General features: G+C 48.8%; 25 protein-coding genes and 1 pseudogene. 18 read left to right on the top strand and 8 right to left on the bottom strand.

The genetic code is table 11. The features are described from left to right. The first annotated feature begins 127 nt into the window (after positions 1-127). The 7 genes and pseudogenes from NLX71_RS22810 to NLX71_RS22780 form a co-directional block, all read left to right on the top strand. The gene (locus NLX71_RS22810; protein ID WP_167670328.1) at positions 128-934 is read left to right on the top strand and encodes a PP2C family serine/threonine-protein phosphatase; all 807 of its coding nucleotides are present in this window, start codon (positions 128-130) and stop codon (positions 932-934) included. After that, positions 931-2,871, top strand: a complete 1,941-nt coding sequence (locus NLX71_RS22805; RefSeq protein WP_254366068.1) for a helix-hairpin-helix domain-containing protein — start codon at positions 931-933, stop codon at positions 2,869-2,871. The genes NLX71_RS22810 and NLX71_RS22805 overlap by 4 nt, the downstream gene beginning before the upstream one ends. Positions 2,872-3,712: 841 nt before the next feature. After that, complete coding sequence (locus tag NLX71_RS22800; protein WP_254366067.1) at positions 3,713-4,195, top strand: helix-turn-helix domain-containing protein; 483 nt, start codon at positions 3,713-3,715, stop codon at positions 4,193-4,195. Between the two features lie 74 nt (positions 4,196-4,269). After that, positions 4,270-4,743, top strand: a complete 474-nt coding sequence (locus tag NLX71_RS22795; RefSeq protein WP_309248980.1) for a transposase — start codon at positions 4,270-4,272, stop codon at positions 4,741-4,743. A 253-nt stretch (positions 4,744-4,996) separates the two neighbouring features. After that, positions 4,997-5,254, top strand: coding sequence for a hypothetical protein (locus NLX71_RS22790; protein ID WP_254366064.1), 258 nt, complete (start codon positions 4,997-4,999; stop codon positions 5,252-5,254). Further along, positions 5,251-5,634, top strand: a complete 384-nt coding sequence (locus tag NLX71_RS22785; RefSeq protein WP_090676209.1) for a retropepsin-like aspartic protease — start codon at positions 5,251-5,253, stop codon at positions 5,632-5,634. The genes NLX71_RS22790 and NLX71_RS22785 overlap by 4 nt, the downstream gene beginning before the upstream one ends. A gap of 277 nt (positions 5,635-5,911) precedes the next feature. Further along, positions 5,912-6,082: pseudogene (locus NLX71_RS22780) on the top strand (DUF4261 domain-containing protein); the annotation flags it as partial. Positions 6,083-6,328: 246 nt separating this feature from the next. Here the strand turns inward: NLX71_RS22780 and NLX71_RS22775 are convergent. Beyond that, positions 6,329-6,973 carry an SGNH/GDSL hydrolase family protein gene (locus tag NLX71_RS22775; RefSeq protein WP_254366063.1) on the bottom strand — a complete coding sequence of 215 codons (645 nt, stop codon included), beginning with the start codon at positions 6,971-6,973 and terminating at the stop codon, positions 6,329-6,331. A 384-nt stretch (positions 6,974-7,357) separates the two neighbouring features. Here NLX71_RS22775 and NLX71_RS22770 point away from each other — a divergent pair, with 384 nt between their 5' ends. Then, positions 7,358-7,894 (top strand): GNAT family N-acetyltransferase, encoded by a 537-nt coding sequence (locus tag NLX71_RS22770; RefSeq protein ID WP_254366061.1) that lies wholly within the window; start codon positions 7,358-7,360, stop codon positions 7,892-7,894. Continuing rightward, positions 7,891-8,970: an ankyrin repeat domain-containing protein gene (locus NLX71_RS22765; protein ID WP_254366059.1), complete on the top strand. Its 1,080-nt coding sequence runs from the start codon at positions 7,891-7,893 to the stop codon at positions 8,968-8,970. Before NLX71_RS22770 ends, NLX71_RS22765 begins: the two co-directional genes overlap by 4 nt. Before the next feature lie 57 nt (positions 8,971-9,027). On the opposite strand, the gene NLX71_RS22760 is transcribed toward NLX71_RS22765, so the two are convergent. After that, on the bottom strand, positions 9,028-10,077 hold the full coding sequence (locus NLX71_RS22760) for a chymotrypsin family serine protease (protein WP_254366071.1): 1,050 nt from the start codon (positions 10,075-10,077) through the stop codon (positions 9,028-9,030). A 297-nt stretch (positions 10,078-10,374) separates the two neighbouring features. On the opposite strand from NLX71_RS22760, the gene NLX71_RS22755 reads away from it, so the two are divergent. Next, positions 10,375-10,881 carry a ferritin gene (locus NLX71_RS22755; RefSeq protein ID WP_254366058.1) on the top strand — a complete coding sequence of 169 codons (507 nt, stop codon included), beginning with the start codon at positions 10,375-10,377 and terminating at the stop codon, positions 10,879-10,881. An 81-nt stretch (positions 10,882-10,962) separates the two neighbouring features. On the opposite strand, the gene NLX71_RS22750 is transcribed toward NLX71_RS22755, so the two are convergent. Both NLX71_RS22750 and NLX71_RS22745 read right to left on the bottom strand, forming a co-directional pair. Further along, positions 10,963-11,523, bottom strand: coding sequence for a methylated-DNA--[protein]-cysteine S-methyltransferase (locus NLX71_RS22750; protein WP_254366057.1), 561 nt, complete (start codon positions 11,521-11,523; stop codon positions 10,963-10,965). A gap of 24 nt (positions 11,524-11,547) precedes the next feature. After that, positions 11,548-12,111, bottom strand: coding sequence for a bifunctional transcriptional activator/DNA repair enzyme AdaA (locus NLX71_RS22745; protein WP_254366056.1), 564 nt, complete (start codon positions 12,109-12,111; stop codon positions 11,548-11,550). Positions 12,112-12,382: 271 nt separating this feature from the next. Here NLX71_RS22745 and NLX71_RS22740 point away from each other — a divergent pair, with 271 nt between their 5' ends. The 3 genes from NLX71_RS22740 to NLX71_RS22730 all read left to right on the top strand — a co-directional run bounded on the left by NLX71_RS22740 (position 12,383) and on the right by NLX71_RS22730 (position 15,025). Further along, complete coding sequence (locus NLX71_RS22740) at positions 12,383-12,997, top strand: DJ-1/PfpI family protein (RefSeq protein WP_254366069.1); 615 nt, start codon at positions 12,383-12,385, stop codon at positions 12,995-12,997. An 812-nt stretch (positions 12,998-13,809) separates the two neighbouring features. Then, positions 13,810-14,046 carry a hypothetical protein gene (locus tag NLX71_RS22735; RefSeq protein ID WP_254366055.1) on the top strand — a complete coding sequence of 79 codons (237 nt, stop codon included), beginning with the start codon at positions 13,810-13,812 and terminating at the stop codon, positions 14,044-14,046. A gap of 115 nt (positions 14,047-14,161) precedes the next feature. After that, positions 14,162-15,025 carry a copper amine oxidase N-terminal domain-containing protein gene (locus NLX71_RS22730; protein WP_375377950.1) on the top strand — a complete coding sequence of 288 codons (864 nt, stop codon included), beginning with the start codon at positions 14,162-14,164 and terminating at the stop codon, positions 15,023-15,025. Between the two features lie 96 nt (positions 15,026-15,121). Here NLX71_RS22730 and NLX71_RS22725 read toward each other — a convergent pair whose 3' ends face one another. Continuing rightward, a complete protein-coding gene (locus NLX71_RS22725; protein ID WP_254366053.1) occupies positions 15,122-15,295 on the bottom strand; it encodes a hypothetical protein in 174 nt (57 codons plus the stop codon). A 277-nt stretch (positions 15,296-15,572) separates the two neighbouring features. Between NLX71_RS22725 and NLX71_RS22720 the strand changes: the two genes are divergently transcribed. From NLX71_RS22720 to NLX71_RS22700, 5 genes are all read left to right on the top strand, one after another. Beyond that, on the top strand, positions 15,573-16,862 hold the full coding sequence (locus NLX71_RS22720; protein WP_254366052.1) for an SPFH domain-containing protein: 1,290 nt from the start codon (positions 15,573-15,575) through the stop codon (positions 16,860-16,862). A 19-nt stretch (positions 16,863-16,881) separates the two neighbouring features. Beyond that, positions 16,882-17,619 (top strand): hypothetical protein, encoded by a 738-nt coding sequence (locus NLX71_RS22715; protein ID WP_254366050.1) that lies wholly within the window; start codon positions 16,882-16,884, stop codon positions 17,617-17,619. 81 nt (positions 17,620-17,700) lie between these two features. Next, positions 17,701-18,363, top strand: a complete 663-nt coding sequence (locus NLX71_RS22710; protein ID WP_254366049.1) for a hypothetical protein — start codon at positions 17,701-17,703, stop codon at positions 18,361-18,363. 180 nt (positions 18,364-18,543) lie between these two features. Beyond that, on the top strand, positions 18,544-19,128 hold the full coding sequence (locus tag NLX71_RS22705; RefSeq protein WP_254366047.1) for a hypothetical protein: 585 nt from the start codon (positions 18,544-18,546) through the stop codon (positions 19,126-19,128). Positions 19,129-19,168: 40 nt separating this feature from the next. Beyond that, complete coding sequence (locus NLX71_RS22700; protein WP_254366046.1) at positions 19,169-19,858, top strand: zinc ribbon domain-containing protein; 690 nt, start codon at positions 19,169-19,171, stop codon at positions 19,856-19,858. Between the two features lie 110 nt (positions 19,859-19,968). Here the strand turns inward: NLX71_RS22700 and opp4C are convergent, their stop codons facing one another. From opp4C to opp4A, 3 genes are read right to left on the bottom strand one after another with little or no spacing between them, the layout of a single operon-like run. Further along, entirely contained in the window at positions 19,969-20,868 is a 900-nt protein-coding gene (gene opp4C, locus NLX71_RS22695) for an oligopeptide ABC transporter permease (RefSeq protein WP_254366044.1), read from the bottom strand. An 18-nt stretch (positions 20,869-20,886) separates the two neighbouring features. After that, positions 20,887-21,852 (bottom strand): oligopeptide ABC transporter permease, encoded by a 966-nt coding sequence (gene opp4B / locus NLX71_RS22690; RefSeq protein WP_254366042.1) that lies wholly within the window; start codon positions 21,850-21,852, stop codon positions 20,887-20,889. A 22-nt stretch (positions 21,853-21,874) separates the two neighbouring features. Continuing rightward, positions 21,875-23,611 (bottom strand): oligopeptide ABC transporter substrate-binding protein, encoded by a 1,737-nt coding sequence (gene opp4A / locus NLX71_RS22685; RefSeq protein WP_254366041.1) that lies wholly within the window; start codon positions 23,609-23,611, stop codon positions 21,875-21,877. Between the last annotated feature and the right edge of the window lie 7 nt (positions 23,612-23,618).

Raw genomic sequence — 23,618 nt, 5'->3', positions numbered from 1 at the left:
TATCGGTTCCGTTTTTCCATAGCTTCATTATAACTTATTTTTCACTCTCCCGTGTCTCAACCTATGGGAGCATTATACAGGTCCAGCTTCAAAATCCAGTTACACCAGAAGGCTGGGGGACTATCTAGTGGCAACATGGAGGTATGCCAACGCATCTGTAATTGGGACCTCTCACGAAAAAAGCGGGAAACCTTGCCAAGATTCATCTGCTTGTGAGGTACTGAATGATTTGAATGGAGAACAAGTATTGGTAGCCATAGCCTCTGATGGTGCAGGAAGTGCTCAATGCTCAGACATTGGATCAGCTCTGGCCTGTTCTTTATTTGTGGACGAGCTGCGAGCATATTTGGAGACAGGCAATGAGATAAAGGCACTGACGAAAGAATTTTATGAGGAATGGATACTGAGGTTTCAAAGTGAAATACATGCCAGAGCTGTAGCAATGGAACTCCCAGCCCGTGAGTTTGCCTGTACTTTCATTTCTGCAGTAATTTCTAATGAAACGGCTGTGTTTGCCCAGATTGGCGATGGGGCAATTGTTGTAGCTTCACCTGATGATATCGATACGTATACGTGGGAGTTTTGGCCCCAGCAGGGTGAATACGAAAATACAACTTACTTTGTCACGGAGACTAGGGCAAAAGAAAAGCTGCAGTTCAGTATCCACACTGGAAAAGTAACAGATGAGGTTTCGCTATTCACCGATGGGTTGCAACGCTTAGCACTGCATTATCAGTCACAGAGCGCTCATACTCCTTTCTTTCGCCCCTTTTTTAATGCGCTTAGGACACAAACGGAAATGAGAACGGATAAATTCGTGACATCATTAGCTGCATACCTTTCATCAAATCAAATTAATGACCGTACCGACGATGATAAAACACTAATTCTGGCTACACGAAGAAGCCCTTCTTCGAAGAAGACTTATATATGAAGATAGTAACAAATGCGATTAGTGGTAGCGGAAGAACCTTGTATCTGGGGAACGAACTGGGTAGGGGCGGGGAAGGCTCTGTATACGAGGTAAAATCGGACTCTACGGTTGTTGCGAAGGTTTATCATCAATCTATAAGTACAATTAAGCAAGAGAAGATAAAGACAATGGTCGATTTGAAGAATGAATCACTGCTGAGTTTTACTACTTGGCCAGTAGACGTTCTTCGGAATAAAAGCAATGAGATCATTGGATTCCTGATGCCCAGGCTTGCAGGCAAAGCAATACATAGTTTGTATAGCCCAAAGGCCAAATTAAATGAATTTCCAAGGACAACGTTTCCATTTCTTGTTCATACAGCTGCAAATTTGGCTCGTGCATTTGCCACTGTACATGAAAGCGGCCATGTAATTGGTGATGTGAATCATGGGAACTTCTACGTAACTGATAAGGGTACAGTTATGATCGTTGATTGCGATAGTTTTCAGATCGTATCTCATGGGACTCAGTACAAGTGTGAAGTCGGTATCCCCATGTATCAACCGCCTGAGTTTCAGGATATTTCGTCGTTCAGGGATGTTGTTCGAACATACAATCATGACAATTTTGGATTGGCCGTATTTATCTTTTTACTATTATTCATGGGTAGACATCCTTTTTCTGGGAGGTATCTTGGCCCAGGCGAAATGCTAATTGAAAAAGCAATTAAGGAATTCAGATTCGCATATAGTAGCTCTGCCGCGGCAAAAATGATGCAGCCTCCTCCAGGTACGCTCGCATTAAAGGCACTGCCGTCGAGTGTTGGAGCCTTATTTGAGAGGGCGTTCTCTACAGAAGGAACAGGAAGAGGATTCAGGCCGAGTGCTAAGGAATGGGTCGCTGTCCTTAGTAAGATGACCAACCAATTGAAAAAATGCTCTCATAAAGAAGAGCATAGCTTTCCAGACATGTTAGGTTCGTGTCCTTGGTGCGAACTCGAAGGAAAAACAGGCGTAGTTCTATTCCCGACGCTCGTAGCATTGAGTAATCAATCTCTCAGCACGTTTAAATTGGAATCAGTATGGGCTCAAATTGTAGCGGTTTCTTCGCCAGGCTCGGCCCCTGCTGTACCTGCTATACCCATACAGGGAATTAGCCCCTCTAAATCAGTCGTTGAGCAAGCAAGAACAAGGAAGAAGAAGAAGTACTTGTCTGTTGTTCCTTCGATGCTCGGAATACTGATGTTGTTCTTATATCCCGCTGGGTGGATTTTCATCGTGCTGGCAAGCGTTATTTTTACAGTAGCATTGAGGGACAGCGACGGTAATCAGTTGAAACAAGAATTAAACCAGAAGTATAAAGAAGCAGAGCAAGCATGGAATCATTTATCAACAAGATGGGCAAGAGAAGCAGGACACGAGGCGTTTTCTAAGAAGATGAGTGAGCTAGGGAATGCCAGGCGAGAATATCAAGGGCTTGCAGGTCTGAGAGCCGAGAAACTAAAACAACTTGAATCGCAACAAAGGAATAGACAATTACACGCTTATCTTCAACGGTATAGAATTGAGGACGCCAAAATAGAAGGTATTGGCCCTAGTAGAAAAGCAACGCTGGAATCGTTTGGTATTGAGACAGCATCTGATATTAATGCCAATGCGATTAGGCAGGTACCTGGATTCGGACCATCGTATACAAGAAAGCTAACCGTTTGGCGCAGTACGATAGAACGTAATTTTGTATTTGATCCCAGGTTAGGTGTTCCACAAGCAGATATCGCAAATGTAGATCGTGATATTGATGCAAAGCGGAAAAAGCTTGAGCAGGAATTACTTGTAGGTCAGTCACAGTTGACGCAAATCTCTAATCAAATCAAGGTTAGAAGAAATGCCATCTGGTCTGAATTGGTGAACAGTGCCAATAGATTAGCTCAAGCTGATGTTGATCGAAAGGTACTGTAGAAGTGGACATTTAATAGTTCTTACGAGTTAATGACTTGCGTAGAGGGAGGCCAAATGGGATGCCTTAGCAAATAAAAAGTTCACTTGATAAAACCATCCGCACATTTGAAGCTGCTGAGGCCAACTTAGTTAAGCTCGAACGACTATGGGAGCAGATTTATGAGCTAATTCCAGAGGGAATTGTATTTGGATACGAAGAGTTATGCCGAGCTTATGTGAACATACTAACTCATCTTTCTAAAATTGACGATTGGAAGCCGATAACTGAGCCATCCGTTGAAAAATGGATTGAGGAGCCGGATATGAACTACTGAGAGAATGTCGATTTAAGTTTAATCTTTAAAGATCAGGCCTCCATCAAACCTTGTTTGACTTTGGATGAGTTTAAACGGGAGATTTAAGGACTACATGACTTCACGCCTGTTGATTAACCAATTTAAAGGATTTGGAGGGAAAGTTTACTCCTTTCTATGAGTCGGAGAAACAAGTCGATTCCTACGGTTCGAATAAGGAATGTTCAATCTACAACACACGGAAAAAATGGGATTGGACGTTTAACATTTCATCGCTTTTGTTCTGAGGCTGAGTGGATAACTACATATCAAGACGGGGAAACAAATCGGAAGTATACGATAACTGTGAAGGAAAATAGCTTGGACTCATATTCGACTAACGTACCTGAAGTAGTTGATTCTAGCACGATGGCTGAATTATCCAATGGATATGAATCTATGATATACTGGGAAGCAAAAGATTCATAGGATAGGATGGATATGCCATAAATAAACAAACAGCGATTAAAATCATACTCAGCGAACGGCAACGAAAGGTGCTGGAGAAGATGTCCAAAGGAACCCACACACCGTTGCATTTTATCGAGCGAGCGAAGATCATCTTACTGGCCGCACAAGACGTCAACAATTGTGAAATGGCTCGACGTCTAAAACTGAGTGTCGATACAGTAAAGCGGTGGAGAAAGCGCTGGTCTACCTTTGCGACGGAACTGGAACAAGTTGAAACCCATCGCCCTCATGCGCTGAAAGCGAAGATCGAGGCGGCCTTAACCGACGAACAACGTTCAGGAAGACCGTCTACGTTTACGGCCGAGGAAGTCGCCCATATCATGACCTTAGCCTGCCAGACACCTGAAAGCTTGGGACTGCCGTTTAGCCATTGGACTCCCGGATTGCTTGCCCGGGAAGCGGTAAAACGCGACATCGTTTCCTCGATTTCGACGCGTCAGGTCGGGCGTTTTTTAAAACGAAGCGGATTTGAAACCCCATCAGACCAAAGGATGGCTCAATCCGAAGATCGACGATCTTGAGGTATACAAGTTTGTGTCGCTTATCAGGAAGCGATGGAACTGGCTGAGCAAGGTGTTCATATGAAAAAACGGGTATACAGGCGTTAGAACGCGCACAGGCCACAAAACCGATGAAGCCGGGGCAAGTGGAGCGTATCGAACAGGAATACATCCGGCATGGTACGACCAGCCTTACCGCTTCGCGCGATGTGGTCACGGGCAAGTTGATCACTCCGATGATCCAGGCGACACGCAATGAAGCAGACTTTGTGGAGCATATCCGCCAAGTGATCAGCCTCGATCCAGCAGCATCGTACTTGCTCATTATGGATCAATTGAACACGCATAAGTCGGAGTCTCTTGTCCGTTTCGTGGCTGCACAGTGCGGCATACCGGAAGAAGAACTGGGCGAAAAGGGCAAGTCCGGCGTTCTGAAAACAATGGAGTCCCGCGCTGCGTTCCTTGCCGACCCAACTCATCGCATTCGTCTCATCTACACGCCTAAACATTCTTCTTGGCTTAACCAAATTGAATGTTGGTTTAGCATACTCTCGCCGTTTACTGAATAAACGCGCCAGCTTTGTGTCGGTTGAAGATTTAGAGCAACGTATTGCAGATTTTATTGAATACTACAATGAGCATCTCGCCAAGCCCTTTCGTTGGACTTATGCTGGAAAGCTCCTGAAAATCTAACTTATCTATACCGTGGTACTTACGCCATCGTGCACTAGCCTGACCAATTGTTTTTATGGTTGGGCTTTTTTATTTTTTTATATGTTATACTTAATGTAAAGAAAGTAGTACCTTTCGGAGGTGACGAGAGTGCGTTGGGAAGAGGTTAGAGAGCAGTTTCCAGATGAGTGGGTAGTCTGTGAGGCTTTGAAGTCTCATTCAGAAGACGGCTATTGGTTCATTGAAGAAGTGGCACTTATTGATCGTTTTGGCGATTCCTCAGCGGCAATGAAGCGCTATTATGAACTGCATCGGGAGCAGCCTTATCGGGAGTATGGCTTTTTTCACACATCTCGTGAAACGTTGAAGCTCCGCGAGAAATGGGCAGGGGTAAGAGGGTCCAGATGAATATCGAAGTGAAATACGGGCTACCATTTGTGGAAGTTACGATTTGTTACCGGGGAGAAGAACTTCACTTGAAGCATGTTTTGCTTGATACTGGTTCGGCGGGAACGATATTCAGCGCCGACGTAGTGGATGGTATCGGGGTTAAGGTTGAGCCTGGGGATGTTCTGAACAAGATTAGGGGTGTAGGAGGAGTAGAAGTTGTGTACTCCAAGTTTTTTGACTTTGTGAGGACAGGCGGAACTTCTCTGGAAGGCTTTGAAGTGGAGATTGGAGAAATGAATTACGGTATGGAGATCGACGGTATTCTGGGCTTTGATTTCATCCAAACTGCTGGATTGGTGATTGATTCCAAAGAATTGACGGTGGCAGCACGGGTGTGAGCTATGTTACCTCCTCAGATAACTTCAGCATCACGCGGCGGCGAATTGTGGATTTACCTAGCCATGGCTCGTCTCCATAAAAAAACAAAAGCATCGACCAAATGGTCGGTGCTTTTGTTTTTAGAGAAAAGCGTAGAGGGAAGAATCCGCGTTAAGAATGTCATTGTGAGTAGGTCTCGCTTGGGAGCGGCCTAAATGGACGATGGGGATACTTTCCCTCACCCGGGGGAGGGATTAGTACTTGATTTTGAGACTCTCTCCGTCGACATAAATGCCAGATGAAATCGAAGTGCTGGACAGTCAGGCCTCTCCTGCCGAGCTGCGTGATTTTCTGATCGACATTTCCGGTTATATTGTTGAACAAAACGTAACTTTAAGAGACGGAGAAACGATCGGCTTTACCGCAGAACAAAAGCTGCCGATTACCCGTTCCGAAACGATGAAATAAATAAGGGACGAATTGTGGTTTTACCAACCACGATTCGTCTCCAAAACTTTAACTTCCTTCTGAAAGAAGTCTCCCAACTCTAAATCTTGCGAAGCTTGATGAAAGTGGAGATGAATTCCAGGCTTCAAGCCGATTCATACCGCGCTTCGATCCGACGCCATGATTGCCCCATTCAGGATATTCCTTGCGTTGAGCGCTCTGTGAAGAATGTTCTGCCCTCCAGAGAGAAGCATCATGGAAGAGCACCTATTTGCGAGGAATCAGATACGGGACCAATCCCGTGGCAATCACCCGGTGTCCCCGATTGTTTGGATGGATGGGCATTGATCTGCTTAATGCATCTTCAATCCTGCCATTCCGATATCCATGCAGAAGCTCCGCCTGTTTTCCTTCAAACCACGTATGAGCCGGAACCACAGTGACATTGCAGCTATGGGCGAGCTCGTTGATGGTCCGATTCAATCGGCCTATCGCCTCAACCGCAAGAGGAGTGTTCGGAAACGGATTGTATTGCGTGCAGCAAACGATCCGGGCCCGGCTTCCTTTTTTTATTCGGGCAAAAATGTCACTTAAATTACGCTTGTATCCGGCTGCAAGGTGTTGTACAGCTAGCGGCTGCTTGGTTCTAAAGGAAGCCAGCGCGGCATTGGCTAAATCCACTCCGCCAATCCATACGGAAACTACGGAGGAAAGGCTGATTACGGAGGCTCCCCGCCATATCACGGCGTCCAATAGATCATCGCTGTTCCAACCGGGCTGCGCCAGAACAAACCCGCGTACCTTGCGCGAGTCCGAATTTAAAACGGACACGCTCAATTGAGGATATGCCTTTGCCAAAGAGGAGGCATTTTCGCCAAATGTAATGGAATCTCCGAGAGCTGTATAGATCATCAGAATATCACCAACTCCAACTTGTGATCATACCTTTAGCGGCAATATCTGTTGGAATAAATGGGGCTGGTTTGCTGCTGCTAGCACGTGCATTTTCTAAAATATCATATTGCAGTCAAGCGCATGTTGTGTGGACGTTAACGATTTTAGGAGAGGGGTTTAAGATGGGGATCGGAAGAAGTCTGGGAGGCTTGATTTTATCGTCTCGAAGTGCATGATATGGGACACATCTTCTGCCACCGTCGTGCTGTTTTTGAGCTCGTTCTTTATTTTTTGTGTTCATCGGGCGGATGCCCGTAGCGACTCCATTGCCAATAGGAGGGAGGGAAGCTATAATAGACCAAATCGTGAATGGAAAATAGGCCAAAGGCAGGAGGGATTCGGATGAACAAGGTCCGGTTAGTCAGACCTTCGATGGAATACCGGGAGCCGTATTTGTCATTCTATGCGGACTGGATAAACAGCGGGGAACGTATGGTCCCCTGGGTTGTCCGTCAAGCTCCCGGCGATTTCGAAGCGATGTTGGAGTTTCTGTATGCCGAAGACAGCGAGGAGAAAGTAAGCAATCCTCATTGGGTGCCTCATTCGACCTATTGGCTGCTTAACGAGGAGAGCCTTGTCGTAGGTGCAGTTAACATTCGTCATCGCTTAAACGAAAAGCTTCTGAACAGCGGCGGCCATATTGGGTATGGCATACGCCCCGGCTATAGGCGGTTAGGCTATGCGAGCGCACTGCTGTCTCAGACGCTGCAAATCACGAAAGCGATGGGATTGGACCAAGTGCTGCTGGCCTGTGACAAGGACAATCTTGGCTCGGAGAAGACGATTTTGAAGCATGGCGGCAGGTTTGAGTCCGAATTCACGGAGGATGACGGCAATGTCGTCAAGAGGTTTTGGATTCGATTAGGAGGCTCAACATGACGGAATTTGAAAAAGAAGTTATAAGCCGCATCCAAAGCAAAGATACAGACCAGGTTGTCATGGCCACATTGGAAAAGCACGGATTGTCGGAAGGGAGCACGCTTTCCGTCCATATTTTAAACCAAGCGCTGGAGTACAAACGGCTGGCTCTGGCCCGAATTTTATTGGACAAGTACTTATTTGACAATTTAAACGATGAACAGGACCCTGTAATAACTTACGCTGCCCGCTACGGAAAGCGCGATCTATTTGAAAGATTGATACAAGCGGGCGCCGATCTAAATGCTTTGGATCATGTTAAGAATTCCGCTGTGGGAAGGGCCCTTGCCTTCGGCAATCACAAGGGAGTCCGTACCTTGCTTGAGATGGGCTTCGATATGAGAGCCTACGCAGGCGGAGATGCCCTTCGTAAAGCCGCATATGACGGAAAATTCGAATTCGTCAAATTATTCGTAGAGCATGGAGCCGATGTCAACTTTAACGGTCGCAGTCAGGTGTTTCCGTATTGTACGACCCCTGTCCAAATGGCTGCTTCAATCAACCATTTCGAAATCGTAAAGTACTTGATTGAGCACGGCGCCGACGTCACGATTAAGGACAAGTACGGCGACCGGGCGTATTCTTATGCCAAACAGAATAATCATACGGAGCTGAAAGAGTACATCAAGCAATTTGAACCTCCAATTTGGCACGAAATGGATAATCGGGCGAAGGAGCTTAAGCGCCTGGGCTTGCCGGCTGAAATTATCAAATGGCTTGGGATTGAGAATCGAAGGATTGACCTAAAAGATTGCAAAACGACCGAATACATTGAATTCGAAACGATATTCGACGTTAGAGTGTTAGAGTGGAGAGGCAGGCAATTTATCGACCTGGTCAAAGACATTGAAAATTACGATAATACGGGCTTTATTGTCTGGGTGAAAGATAAAAAATGTCTGGGCAGTCTGGATGTCGAGCATGATGAGTTGATTTTGCTGCCCGGTCTCAAGTGGAAAGCTTTCCTGGCTAAGGTAGCCGGGATTATTGACGATATTTTGGATGGAAACTTATCGGGCGAATCGTTCGAGGATTAAAACAAAAAGCACTGGCCGTGGCGCTCAGTGCTTTTTACGTTATAGAGCTGTGGTTTGTTAGGGTTTTACAGCTTTTTTGGGTTTGATTCGGGCAAGCACATTGGCAGGCAGCTTGCGGACATAGGCGCGGGAGGTTTTCACGGCTGTCACCTGCTTCACTTTGCTTGCGCCGCTCGCCAGAGCCACTTTCGTACCGAATGCCTGCATCGCCCAGCGGACGGGGAAGGCTATGGAAAGACGGCCGTCCAACGATCCTGCAAAATTGACGGCCGCGGCGTAATTGTCCGCTCGTCTGAGCCATACCGATCCGGAATCGCCGGCCAGCGAGATGGGGGTAGTTCCTCGGATCACCGTTTGATTTTTGAAGTTAAGAACCCCCAGTCGGCCGCCGTAATCGATTTGTATATCGGTGTCGATCGACTCCACCCTCCCGTTCACCAAGCCTGTTGTGCGCCCCACTTTCTTGAATTGCTCTCCCACCCGATATGACGTCACATAACCGGGAATGGCGCCGACCGTCGGATAGTTTGGATTCAGCAGACGGTTGTTGGTAGGAACGGAGAGCGCCGCGTCTATAAAATTATCTTTGTTTTTCTCCAGCTTTACATAGCTGTATAAACGGCCGATGCGGTCCGTGCCCGGACGGCCTCCGTCGGCGCCTCCGGGCTGGAGCGTTTCCGTCGTGCGGGTTGCATTATTCGGATTCAGCACGTGGTTATTGCTCAGCAAATAGCGGTTTGCCGCCTTGGAACGGTTCGTCACGATAAGGCCTGCGCTTCCCGAACCCTTCGTAGTACCAACACTGTAGCCGGGAGGCACGGGACGAATCCGACCGGTATAGTTTGCGTGCGCTCGTATTTTTCCTGTTTTGACGATGCGGATCGGGACGTCGGCTCCTTTGCCCTTTGCTTTGGCGGTAAACATAGAGGGAACGAGCCCCAGGCTTGCGGAAGAAACCTTATCCGTATAGATGATGACGGCTGCGCCCTTTTTCGGATTCGCGGGATCTCTGTAGCCTATTCCGACCCCGTAAACCCCGTTTTTTTTCAATAAGCGTGTGGCCATCTTTCTTTTCATTCGCCGTGCAGCCATAAACGTAGCCACAATATCCTCCCCTTTGCGCAGGATAAGATATTGTATGGTTTTGCTGGCGATTGTTACGGGCGTTCATGGAAGATGCAGCATTTAGATTGAGGGAGAAATGACTCGCCGTATCGGTAGTGCGTGATTCGATCGGTGGAGGTGAACTAATCTGACTTTTGAAGAGGTTATGAACTTCTTTATTTTGGGAACACTATTTTGTGGAATAAGGTGTGCCAGAAATTGCTTTACATTTGTGAGGAGTTAAAACATACTAAAGTATAGGTGTTGGAAGTATAGACTACGAACAAGGGACGTGACCTGATGCTAAGTGAGAACCTGCTCGCCAAGCTGAACGAACAAATGAACTACGAATTTTATTCCTCCCAAGTGTATCTGGCTATGGCCGGATATTGCTCGTCGGAAAGCTTCGATGGCTTTGCGAACTTTTTTATCGTACAGGCTGAGGAAGAGAAATTTCATGCCATGAAAATTTTTCACTTCATTAATACGCTGGGCAAGCGCGCCCATGTTAGTGGAATGGAGGACCCGCAGAATGAGTACAATTCGCTGCTGGATGCTTTTGAACATGCGTTTGCTCATGAGCAAACCGTTACGAAACGCATCTACGAGTTGTCGGATATCGCTTGGAACGAGCGCGAACATGCGACGATCAACTTCTTGAAGTGGTTCATCGACGAACAAGTTGAAGAGGAATCCACGTTCGATAGCATCATTCAGAAGCTTCGCCGTATCGATAAAGATAGCAATGCGTTTTACATGCTTGATGCCCAATTGGCGCAGCGTACCTTCACGCCACCAGCCGAATAGCATAGACCGGAAACGGAAACTGCTCCTCCAAGCTATCCAGCTTTGGGGAGCAGTTTTTGTATGCGCGAATTCGCAAGTACGTCAAAACTGAAATCGGGCATGTCCCTTAAGCGTAAAATCTTCGAAGCCTTCCAGCTGGAGCAGCTCTTGCTTCACCTGCAGACCGCCCCGGAACCCCGTGAGCGCGGAGTTTTTGCCGATTACGCGATGGCACGGGACGACGATGGGGATCGGGTTGGCTCCGTTCGCTGTGCCTACAGCCCGAACGGCCGCGGGACTGCCCACCTCCCCGGCAATGCCCGAGTAGCTGCGAGTTTCGCCATAGGGAATGCGGGTTAGCGCTTGCCAGACGGCGGTTTGGAACTTCGTACCGCGCATATCGAGAGGAAGGTCGAACGTTTGGCGGGTTCCTTCCAAATACTCCTTCAACTGGCGGACGTAATCGGATAACGGCTCTTGGTCGTTAATCAACGTGGCGCCCGGAATATGTTTAATCACCCATGTAGTTAAGGTGTCGAATGATTCACTAGGCCAAGTAATCCGGCATAAGCCCCGCTTCGTAGCGGCCAGATAGACCGGCCGATCCCCGAACTTGGGGTGCTTGAGGTCTGTCCAATACACGTCGGTCGTCGATTTTTCCATAGGTATGCCTCCTTCTTGAGCGGCTTAACGGGCGTCGGCGGTTTCCCGGTATTCCATCGGCGTACAGCCGACTGTCTTGTGAAATACGGATGTAAAGTGGGACGGGCTGCGGAAACCGACTTCCGCCGCGATATCGGTTATCGGCTGTTCGCTTGCGGCAAGCAGCCGCTTTGCCTCTTCTATACGGACATGGAGCAACTGCCTCGAGGGAGTCGTTCCGGTAACCCGTTTAAACACGCGCTGCAAGTGGTAGGGGCTCATTTTGAGCTCCGCTCCCATGTCGCCAAGCGTCAAGGGCTCGGAGTAGCGACGCTTGATCAATTCATTCACGGCATGAGCGATTTGCGCATCCGGTCCATGCTCTCCCGGCTGTTCAGGACGGCATCTTTTGCATGCCCGGAATCCCGCCTGTAGCGCTTCCTCGATACTGCCGTATACTTTAACGTTTTCCGGCTTCGGAATGCGGGAGCGGCACGAAGGCCGGCAAAAGATTCCCGTCGATGTGATTCCGATATAATACCGCCCGTCGTAGCGGGTGTCGCGCTGCAAAATCGTCTCGTATACCGACTGAAATAGTGCATCGTCCATATTGGGGCCTCCCCTCTGCCACTCATTATAAACCGAAGTCGCGCGTTCTGATAATAGAGCAATAATAGGACAGCAATAATTCGATAGTGCAAGCAGGGGGCGCGACGGGAAGGCAAAACGGCCGTCCGCAAGCGATGGGATCGCTCCAGATGGCCGGCGGCTAAGGCTGGAGCAAGAGGCCTGTTTACACAAAAAGCTGGAATCCCTACTAGGCGATCGAGGCGTAGTATACTAAAATGGAGTATAAAAGAACCTAGGAGTGTGAACCATGATGAAAAAGAAGTGGAGTGTAGGTATATTTGTCTTTGACGATGTTGAGGTACTAGATTTTGCTGGTCCCTTCGAAGTGTTTTCCGTTACTGAATATTCGGATCAAGATATGGATACTCCGGAATCCAATCCGTTTCTCGTGAAACTAGTTTCGGAGACGGGAGAATTGATACAGGCTTGTAATGGATTGAAAGTGCAGCCAGATTACAGTTTCGACAATGCGCCACATTTTGATATTTTGGTGATTCCTGGTGGAATTGGTGCCAGAGAGAAGGAGATTTACAACGAGAAAGTCATTCAGTGGATTTCGCAGCGTATGGGTAATGTTGAACTGATGCTATCCGTTTGTACAGGTGCTCTTCTGTTGGCGAAGGCAGGTCTTCTAAACGGAAAGATGGCAACGACTCATTGGGCCAGCTGTGATAGACTCGAGAATGAGTTTCCGGCTGTCACTGTAAAGAGGAATGTCAAGTTCGTTGATGAAGGGAACATTGTGACATCGGGTGGAATTTCCGCCGGAATCAATATGTCATTCCACGTTGTTAAACGACTACTAGGTTCGGAAGTTGCTCGAACAACAGCCAAGATAATGGAGTACGACATCACAATTGAGTAACATGAATACTTAGAATACGTGTAAGAATGGTCATAACATGGATATTCACTCCATTTTGTGACCGTTTTTCATTTAGGGGTACCGCCACATGCTTATGAAGCTTATTATATTACATAATTTTCTATGTTGAATATCAAGTTAGCTCCGCTTGGCTAATGCGGTCAAATCGCCGAAGGTGACGGTATCTATGGAAACACAAGTAGCCAGCAGGCGATTAAACATCTGACATTCACACTGTACTTTAACTCGAAAAAATAGGAAAACCGGGTATCTTGGGATAAGGAGTTCGACCCTCTGAAAAAGAGGAAGGGCTCCTTTTCGTTTGGAATATCGGAGATTATATTCCACTACCCAGGTTTTACCATAATTGAAATGCCGGACAAAGTCGCGGATGCTCCCGAGAGTCTGGTCGTTGTTTTCGAATTTTCAGGAGCGAAGTCCACGGTCAAATTACGCTAAATTGTTCTCAATAAAAACATGCAAGAGCATCGCCCATGGTGGACGATGCTCTTATTATTGTTCAAGCAAAAAATCTACCCCAACCATCGCCCCGCATTAAGATGTCCGCGAAGCGTCCGCGGTTAAACGGGTATACTGCTCTTTGTACAAGGAATTGACGGGTTCGGCACGTCTGTCCGACAAATACGGATTAGGTTTGCAAGGAAACGAAGAGCTAACGGGAACAACAGGGGAGGTTTAAATCTTGATAGTTCTCGGCCTAAACTCGATGCATTTTTCCTGCGCCCCCATTAAAAGAGTTGGTTAGGAGGGGTGTTGTTAGCGCTTATGACTCAACGTAAAGTCGAAAAATAGTGGTGTTTACTTTACTTGAGGAAGAACGTCTGCTTGCGGATAAAATCGAAAGCTGCGAGGAATGCGTCGAAGTCATCTTGGATTATATTTCAAAAAAAGCGGACACGATCCATGTGCTCACTGCGGAAGAGATAGTGTCTGCCTTACATAGCGTGGGTAAAGATTTACGAACGGAACTGCTGTATGTAAAGCTGGAGCGGAGCATCGTTTCCAACAAATTAAGTGGAGTCCAATAACTAAAAGTTTTTATTTTTTTTCCGAACTCCCCACAAAAAAATTAATGGGAACGAACAACTTAGTGAGCTCATGCAAACAAGAATTTTTAACCAGCAAAGGGGAGTATTTATGAACATGAAAAAACCTATGATGATCGCCGCATCTTGCGTCGTCGCAACCAGTCTGATGGCCGGTTCCGCATTGGCAAAGTCCGATAATGCCAACCGTGCCGAGAGAGCCGAAGTCACAGCTCCATCTAACGAAACTGCAAAAGAAAAAGACGTCAAAGTTAAAGTAGAGGTAGAATCGAAGGCATCTGTTATGGGTGCGACTTATGAAAACAACGGCAAAAACGGCTATAAAGGTTTGCTCAACGCCATTGAAAATGTAAAAGACAAACCGGCCGGTGCTGTGCTTGCCGATCTTCTGTTGACCAAATACGAAACTCAGCTTACGGCCGAGAAGAAGGCTGAATTGGAAGCCATCATCGAAAAAGACGCTGCGCTTTCCGCGGCAGCCGATCTGCTCGACAAGCAAGGTAACGTAACCGATGCGGTCTATGTTCAGAAGGAAGCCGTAAAAGCAAATGTGAAGAACCTCAATACTTACAAGAAGCTCGGCAAGCTTTACGAGAAGCTTGGAAAATCCGGCGTGCAATTGTATGTCAATGGCGAAGAGCCTTCCATGGAAGTTCGTCCTTTCATCCGTGAGGGCAGCACTCTTGTACCTTTCCGGGCCATCTCTGAAGCTCTGAAAGCGGAAGTCAGCTGGAGCCCGGAAGAACGCTCTGTGACGGTTACTCGCGATGGCATTACCGTTAAACTTTTCGTTGATAGCACGAAGGCTTATGTGAACGGCAAAGAAGTGACGCTGGAAGTGCCTGCGGCTATTGTCGAAGGCAATACCGTAGTACCTGCCCGTTTCGTCAGCGAGGCTTTGAAAGCCGTTGTGAAATGGGAAGAAGAGTCGAAATCCGTTGTAATCTACGAAGACAAATAAGACAAGTTTGCAAAGAAGCCTGCCTTGCGGGGCTGTGACAAATGGGTTGAGGACTGTGGTCCCCGGCCCATTTTTTACGATGTTAATCGTGAGCCGTTATCTATCCTTTAAACCTTTTAGAGTTTCTTCATAATCCTTTATAACTTTTGAGAGGGTAACTTTAAAATCCACACTTAATCCTTCTGGCGTAGAAACTTTGCATGCTTCTCCAATTACAATTTTCCCGTCTTGCCTCTGATCACCGATGCGCTCCCAATCCATCGGACTCACTCTATTCCTCTTAGTCAAATTGTCGTCATCCCCCTATTTTAAAAAATCTCTGAAACAATTATACACCAATGTAATTTTAACAAAATAATTTACTAAGACTTAAGGGACATCCCCTCCGACAAATCCCCCAACTCTTGCCGCATCTTGTCGGAATCTAGCAAAACTATCCGTTATATCGCATCAAATGGGAAATTTTGAGTCCAAAAAGAGCTTGTTTCGTAGTATATTAATGTAAAAGGATTATACGCGAGACCAACATATGGAAAGGGGTACCTAGATGGCAATTATCGAAGTAGTCAAATTCGACGGGCCGCCCAATTTATTGGTGTGGAAATATCCGAATCAAGAACTAGGCACATGGACTCAACTGATCGTCAATGAAACCCAGGAAGCGCTGCTGTTCAAAGGCGGGGAGGCGCTTGACCTGCTCGGTCCCGGCCGGCATACGTTATCGACGCAAAATATTCCGATCCTTTCCTCCGTCGTCAATTTGCCTTTTGGCGGCAAGTCGCCGTTTACGGCGGAAATTTGGTTCGTGAACAAGCTGCATAAGCTGGACATGAAATGGGGGACACCGACTCCGATTCAACTGCAGGAGCCCAAATACCACATGATGGTATCGGTCCGCGCGTTCGGTCAGCTAGGCATCCAGATCGAAGACACGCGCAAGTTTCTGCTTAAGCTGGTCGGAACGCTTCCGACGGTCGATCAAGCGGAGCTTGGCAAATATTTTCGCAGCATCTTGATGATGAACATCAAAGAGCTTATCTCTGCTTATCTGGTGCATAAAAAAATTAGCATTCTGGAAATCAACGCCTATATCTCCGAAATATCCAAACATATGGAAAGCCGAATCGTTTCGATTTTTCATGAGTACGGAATTCGTCTGGTCGGCTTCCAGATCGATTCCATCAATCTGCCTGAGGAAGATCCGGCCACGAAGCGGTTAAAGGAAGCATTGGCGAAGAAAGCGGAAATGGATATTCTCGGCTTCTCCTACCAGCAGGAAAGAACCTTTAATACGCTGGAGAGCGCGGCGAAGAATGAAGGGAATCCATCGGCCTTCATGGGAGCGGGCATCGGTCTGGGACTTGGACAAGGCGTCGGTATGACGCTTGGCAATACGTTTTCGCAGTTGTCGGGACACATGGATGTGTCGTCTGCTCCTGTCCAGACATGTTCCAAATGCGGCATGAGCAATGCGCATGATTCCGGCTTTTGCAGAGGGTGCGGACAATCGCTCAAGCAGGAAACTGCTTCCCCGGCCGTTGCCTGCCAAGCATGCGGACATTCCCTTCCGGCAGGATCGAAATTTTGCCCGAACTGCGGCGACCGGTACCGTCCTTGTCCCCGCTGCCAAGCGGATAACCCGGAACAAGCGCTGCATTGTACGACATGCGGAGAGTCGCTGGGTGCTGCTTGTCCTCAATGCGCGACAATGGTGGAGGCGGGAGCGAAATTTTGTCCGGAGTGCGGCAAGAGCATGATGCTCACTTGCAGTCAGTGTCAGCAGGTCGTGCAGCCGGGGCAAAAATTTTGTTTTGAATGCGGAAATAAGTTAGAGTGAAAAGGAGCTTGAGATGAATATGAAACGTTTGCCTGCCCTGGCCGCCAAATGGATGTTCGGCCTCATTGTCGTGGTAACTGTAGCCGCCTTTTTCTTATGTCGTCCGGAGGATTGGGGAACAGGACACTGGTGGACTTCCTTGATCTCCATCGTTCTCGCGGAAGCGGCAATCTATTACTGCGCTGTAGCCCAAGTAAGGCAAAACCGACGTGGAGACGGGCTTCCCGCCTCCTTGACCTTCGTTACGATCTCGGTGTTGTATGGAGCATCCGCTATTTTTCATACGGTTTTCTTCTGGTTAGCCTTGCGGATTTCCTTGACCTCTTATGTGGTGATCGAAGTCATAACCGCCGCGGTCTGGGCAATCGGGATAGGGCTTGCCAATCATTTTACGAATTATGTGCGGAATCAAGAGGATGATCAACGGGCACAGATGCAGCTGATGAAGCAGATGAAGCTGTCTCTCGACTCGGTGAGCTATGCGCTGGAAGAAGAGGAAATCGAGGAACGGGAAGCGTTGAAAGCCGGGGTGCGGGAGCTGATCGAAAAAGTAAAGTACAGCGACCCGGTTTCGCATCCCTCGATGATCCACATGGAGGAGAATTTGCTGTGGCAGATCAAGGAGCTGGAGCGCTGCGTTCGCGGGCTCAGTGATCAGGCGGGCGATACGGGCAAGGTGGAAATGTCCCGCAAGCTTCTGCGCGATATCTCGGCCGACCTGAGCCGCAGAAACAGCCAGTTGATTACGTTGAAATGAGGTTGATGCAGTGCATCAGGGCAATATGGAAGAGAAGTTAGATGTTAGTTTGGAGATGGACAGACCGGCTATCGAGGCGTCGTGATCGTGCTGGCGTTCCTCTTGTGTTTTCCGGCGGGCCTCCTTTTGGCGGCTATCCGATTGTGGAAGCATCGCAATCTGAGCTATCAAAAAATAGATGACTGGCGAAATGCCGGCGTAACCTTTCTTGTTCTGTTTGTACTTCTGGTATTTTTATTTTTGTTCCTAGACAGTATATCTCCAGCAGATACGTTTGCGTTGTTTTCGATGTGGTTTATTCTTATTATTTTTTTCTTCATTCCCGGGGTGTCCATGCTATGGAAGAGCAAGCAGAGTCGTAAACGGCTTTTGGCCCGTTATGACTCCTATCGCCAGATCGTCATGTGGCAAGGAATTACTTCTGTCCATACGATCGCGGAGATGACCTGGCTTCGCCCGGCAGTGATTGCCAACGATTTGCAGCGCCTGATCGGTCTTGGCGAGTTCCCCAATGCCTATTTGGATATGAATTCAATGGCTATCGTTTTTCAGCGGCCAGTCGAACCAACGTCGCCTTCGGACTTGCCTCTGGAGCGTACGACTGAGGAGGATTTTCCGGAAGAGAAGCCGTTGCCGAAGAAGGTGGAGTGTTCCGGCTGCGGTTCGTCGACCTTGCTGCAGCCCGGCGAAAGCAAGGCGTTTGCTTACTGCGATTCTCCTTTGGAATATCCGCAGAGCCGGTAAGAAAGCATGTATTGTTCGCCTTGCGTGAGATTCGCAGTTAACGCATCAAGAGGGGAGGCGGGAACCGGATTGAATACGGATAGACCGGCTATAAACGGTATATTGGTCGTGCTGGCTTTGTTCTTCTTTTTCCCGGCCGGTATTGTTCTGTTCGTTATCCGCGTGTGGAAGCACCGGAATTTGAGCTATCAAAGAATTTATGATTGGGTCGTTGCGGGCTTGCCGTTTATCGTGATGTTTTGTTTCATGTGCTTAATCTTCACGAATGAGGCCGATCGCAAGCTGGAGTCCCTCGTCTTGTTAAGTGTGGTTTTTCTTCTTCCGGGTATATCTCTGCTATGGATAAGCGGGCGGAAGCGAAAGCGGCTCAATGCCCGGTATGAGCTTTATCGCAATATCATCATGGAACAAGAAATTAAATCCATTCGTGCTATCGAAGGATTAGTCAACCAGCGGCAGGCCGTGGTGATCAACGATTTGAAACGCATGATCGGTCACGGCATGATTCCGTATGCTTCTATGAATATGTATTCGATGACCCTTGTTTTTCATCAGAACGGTTTTGTCGCCCGCGAGGGTGCTGGGGATAGGGCCGAGGACGGCCACACGCAGGAGTGGGACAAGCCGATGCCTGAATACAAACCGTCGGAAAAACGATTGCCCAAGTCGGTTGAGTGTCATGGCTGCGGTTCGTCTGCGATATTGCAGCCTGGCGAGAGCAAAGCTTGTCCTTATTGCGATTCCTTGTTAAGCTATCCACTGTAAAATAGACATATCGAAGTATAATAGAGATGAGGGAGCATCCTTGAATTATGATCGTCCAGCCATAAGCGGCGTTGCGATAGCGATGTGGTTAATTTTCTTTTTTCCGATCGGCATTATTTTGCTGGCTTTCCGTTTATGGAAGCACCGCGATTTGAGCTACCAGAAAGTCATTGACTGGAAAAACGCCGGCGCGACGTTTCTGGTTATTTTTTTCCCGTTTCTGATGTCGTTCTTCATCAATTTGTCCGCAGGGAGACCTATGGAATACTGGGTGATGGTGTGGGTTATTCTCCTTGACTTGATTCCCGGCATATACATGCTGTGGAAGAGCGGGCAGCGGCGCGAGCAGCTCTTCGCCAGATACGATTATTACCGTCATCTCGTCTTGGTGCAGGGAGTGACTTCCATCCAAACCTTGGCGGAGACGACAAACCAGCGGCAGGCGGTGGTGGCCAACGACTTGCAGCGCATGATTTATCTCAGCGTGTTCCAGGATGCGTTCATCGATATGTATTCGATGTCCATCGTGTTTAACCAATGGGCTCCGGCAGCTTCCATGGCGAATGCCGACGTGGGAGGTACCGCCGTGCCGCAGCAGAGCAGGCCGCAACCTCAGACGCCCAAGACGGTGGAATGCCCCGGCTGCGGTTCGTCCGCTTTGCTGCAGCCCGGCGAGAATAAAGCATGTCCTTATTGCGATTCCCCTTTGGCTTACCCGCAGCACGGGTAACCATTATAAACGTACACAACAAGCGCTGGGCACCGGCCTCCCTCTAATTGACACAGCGGCGGCCGTCCGGAACATGAGCTTCATGTTCGGACGGCCGCCGCGTGTGTGAATCATCCTTTTGGATCGAAGGCTTCCTTCGCGCCTTCCCCGATAAAATTAATGGCGAGAATCGTAGAGGTGATCACGATGGCGGACGGCAGCCAAACCCACCATTGATTTTTGATCACTTGGGGCGATATCGCATCCGACATCATATTTCCCCAGCTTGGCACATTGGCCGGCACGCCGAATCCAAGAAAGCTAAGACCCGTCTCCACGCCGATCATAACCGCCATCACGATGATCGCTTGAACAATAATGGTAGAAGCCACATTCGGCAGCAAGTGCTTGACGATCACCTGGAACGGCTTGCAGCCGATCGCGACGGCGCTCATGATGTACTCGTTCTCCTTCTCCGACAGCACCTTGCTTCGTACAAGACGGGCGATCCCGCCCCAGCCAAGCACGCTGATGACGACGATCAGAACCAGAATGCCCGAGTCCGCAATGACCGTCTTCAGGACGATGACAAAAATAAGAAACGGGAAAATCATCACAAAATCGGTAAAGCGCATTAACATATTGTCGATTTTGCCTCCGAAGTAGCCAGCGACAGAACCGATGGTCACTCCGATAAACGTGACGAAAAAACTGATGCTTACGGCAATCAGCAGCGTTGTGCGCCCGCCGTACAGCAATCTTGCGATAATATCGCGTCCTCCTTTGTCCGTTCCTAACAGATACTCTGCCGACGGCGGCTTATGGATGAGGCGCAAGTTAATTTTGACCGGATCATAAGACGTCAGCAGCGGCGCCAGCACACACAGGGTCGCAATGAGGACCAGAAACGCGAGACTGGCGATCGCCAGCTTGTTGTGAAAAAATCGGTTCCAGCCTGTCACCCATGGAGAGGCGCTTCGTTTTTTGCTGACGGGTATCGTTTGATGCATCGGCTTCGACACGGTATTCATAGCCATCCTCCTCTCGGGCTAGCGAAGCCGGATACGCGGATCGACGTAGCCGTACAGTAAATCGGAAATTAAGTTGCCGATCAGCGTCATGACGGACGCGAACATCGTGATTGTCATCACGACGGAGTAGTCGCGGCTGCTAATCGAGGAGACGAACAACTCGCCCATTCCCGGATAAACGAATAACGTCTCGGTAATGACCGCCCCGCCGAACAATCCCCCGATATCAATACCGAGAAACGTAACCATAGGAATCAGCGAATTGCGTAAGATGTGCCGATTGTAAATATGCCTCTCGCTTGTCCCTTTTGCCCGTGCCGTCCTGACGTAATCCTTGCGGCTGCTCTCGATAATGTCATTGCGCAGAAATTGCGTATAAGCGGCTGTGCCCAAAGAGCCGAGCACGAACGCGGGCAGCAGCGAATTTTTCAATACATTCAAGTAATACGCAAGCGTGCCGTCGGCAACTCCGACGCTGCGCGACCCGCTGGCGGGCACCCAGCCGAGCTTGATCGAGAAGATGTAGATGCAGACGATTCCGATAATAAAGCTCGGAAGGGCATAGACAATGTAGCTGACCGTCTGGATCGAGTAATCGATCGGCGTATTCGGGCGTCTGCCCGCGATCATTCCGGTCAGGAAAGCGATCGCGTAGGTAATGCATATGGCCATAGTCGCCAGGATGGCCGTATTTTGAAGCCGCTGGAAAAAGAGCTCGCTCACGGGCCTCTTATGAATGAAAGATTGACCGAAATCGCCCCGCAGCATTTTGCCGAACCAACGGATGAACTGCTGCGGAATCGGGTCGTTAAAACCAAGCTGCTGGCGCATTTCGGCAATATATTCCGGCTTCACGTTGGCCGGATCGATCATCCCCGTCAGGGCGTCCCCCGGCATTAACTTTGCCAGGGTGAACACCACAATGGAGATGAGCAGGAGCAGCGGAATCATGCCCAGTAGTCTGCGCAACGTATAAGTCAGCATAAGCCCAGCCTCCCGGATACGGTCATTGCGTGACCCACCACTTATGAACGTCGATTTGATTCGTGAACGAGTTCGCCTTGACGTTCTGCAGACGTTTGTTGCTCACCGTCACATCGACCGGAGAATTCAGGAACAGCATCGGCACTTCTTCATTCATAAGCTTCTGCCACTTGTGATACACGTCCTTGCGGTAGTTCGGATCGAAGGCCTTCTCGCTGATCCCTTCGTTAATCAAGCGGTCCGATTCGGCCGTGTACCAGCGCGGGAAATTCCAAAGCACGTTGCTTTTCCATAATGCGCTCGGATCGGGATCGCTGCCAAGCGACCATGCGCCGGCGAACAGTTCGACAGACGGGTCGTCATGCTCAACCACATCGTAGAAGGCGTTGAACTCTTTCAGTGCGCCTCCGTTTAGCTTTACGTCGAGTCCCACATCCTTCCACATCTGCATCATCGTTTGGGCGCGCGGCGCGGCAATCTCTGTGCCGGACATGGCGTCGAAGTTGAACGTGAGCTTTTTCCCTTGCGGGTCTTCGCGCAATCCGTCGCCGTTCGTATCTTTATAACCCGCTTCATCGAGCAGTTTCTTCGCTTTATCGGGATTGTATTCGTACGGATTCAACTGATCGTCCGGGATTTTCACCCAGCTTACGCCCGGCATGGGGGCGGAGATCGCCTTGCCCAGACCGTTGGCGAATGCATCGATCAGCGCTTGCCGGTCCAGCGCATAATACATGGCCTGCCGCAGGCGCTTGTCGGCGAACTTGGATTTCGGATCTACGATAATTTTCTCGGACTTCTTATCCCACGTCCCCAGCTTGAAGCCGATATAGGAGTAGGAAAGTGCATCTTGTTTATTGATATTGACGTTTGTCAGCTTTTCTACCTCTTTAAATTGGCTGTTTGGCGCTGCCATGATGTCGATTTCGCCGTTTTCCAGCAAACTGGTCGCCATATTGCCGGCAACAACTTTATATATCGCGCCGTCGAGCAGCGGCTTGCCTTGCCAATAGTCGTCGAAGCGCTCCATCTCGACATACTCGCCCGGTTGAATCTTTTTCACTTTGAACGGCCCGATGCCGAGCGGCTTTTTGCGGACTTGATCCGAATTGAGCATATCTTTGACGGCAACGCCGGCAAAATACTTTTTCGGCATCGGATACGACCACAGCTTCGATACCGTATTCGGCGCCGCGGTTTTGACGGTAACCGACATCGTGTAGTTATCGATCAGCTTGATGCCGGCAATGTCTTTGGCTTTGCCTTCGCGGTAGTCCTCGACGCCGACAATCATCTCCACATTGCTGTACCGGCTGCCTCCCGCTGCCGTATAGTCTTTATGGGCAATGGTCTCCAGCGCGAACTTCCAGTCCTCCATCGTCAGTTCATCGCCATTATGCCACTTGACGCCTTTCTTGAGCTTGAACGTAAACGTCTTATGATCGTCCGATTCCGTCCATTCGGCAATATGGGGATACGTCTTGAGATCGTCGCCGGTTTTGAGCAGACTATCCGTAACGAACCGCAAAATTAAATTGTCGTCTTCTCCGCCGTAAAATGCGCGGTCAAGCAAGCCCTTGAACGGCTGCGTATAGCCGTACTTTACAATACCCCCCGGTTTCGGCTCGCTTGGAGCCGCTTTGTTCTCTTCCGTCTTTTTCGGCGCTTCCGTCACCCCCGGCGCTTTATCTGTGCAGCCGGTAAGGGACACGGCAAGAAACAGCAGGGCGGATAAAACCATTGAAGCTTTTTTTTCCATGGAATGC

The organism is Paenibacillus sp. MZ04-78.2 (assembly GCF_024213375.1).
Classification (GTDB): Bacteria; Bacillota; Bacilli; order Paenibacillales; family NBRC-103111; genus Paenibacillus_G.
Note: the sequence above shows the minus strand (reverse complement) of the source record. Positions and strands in the feature narration are given on the sequence as shown.